Source organism: Streptomyces colonosanans (assembly GCF_001866645.1).
GTDB classification, from domain to species: Bacteria; Actinomycetota; Actinomycetes; order Streptomycetales; family Streptomycetaceae; genus Streptomyces; species Streptomyces colonosanans.
On record NZ_MLYP01000143.1, the window covers coordinates 1 to 596 of the forward strand.

Below are 596 nucleotides of genomic sequence, written 5' to 3' on the forward strand. Positions count from 1 at the left end.
GAGGGCCAGGGGGATGACGACTCCGGCGTCGATACCGACTTCCGGGCCGGTGTGCGGGGTGGGGGCGTCTTCGAAGGTTTGGAAGCGGAATGCGATGTGCCAGCCAAGGGCGTCTTTGACCAGGCGCGCGCCGGTGATCCGGTTGTCGGCGTTCGCGTGCTTGCTGACGGGCAGGTCCTTCGTCCAGCGGAACCGGACCCGGCCGAGCTTGGGGATGTTGACCATGCCCCACCGGCGGTGGACCCGCGTGACCTGCAAGTCCCGTCCCTGCGGCACGTCGACGCTCATCGCCGTGCGCATGCGGGGCTTGTAGTTGGGGGCCTCGGTCCGTCCTTCCCAGCAGTTCTTCCACGCCTGGAAGTACGTCTTGAGGACCGCCTGTGCGGCCTGCGCGGGCAGTGCGCCGAGCCAGTCGAGGTCTTTGCGGCCCTGCCGGATCGCCGCGTCGGCGGCGGCCAGGTTCCGCCGGCTCGTGGGGAGCATCGTCCACCACGAGTGCAGCAGGTTCCACGTTGTTCGCGCCGCGTGGGCCTGGCCGTCCAGGACCCGGACCTGGGCAGGCGTCAGCGTGAGCCGGGCCCGGTGCCCGAACATCC

The 596-nt window shown here is 70.1% G+C and carries 1 protein-coding gene; it reads right to left on the reverse strand.

Annotation, left to right across the window (positions count from 1 at the left end):
- Window positions 1-594 (reverse strand): transposase (locus tag BIV24_RS30810; protein WP_281247791.1); only part of this gene is annotated, 594 nt, incomplete at its 3' end.
- Window positions 595-596 lie beyond the last annotated feature (2 nt).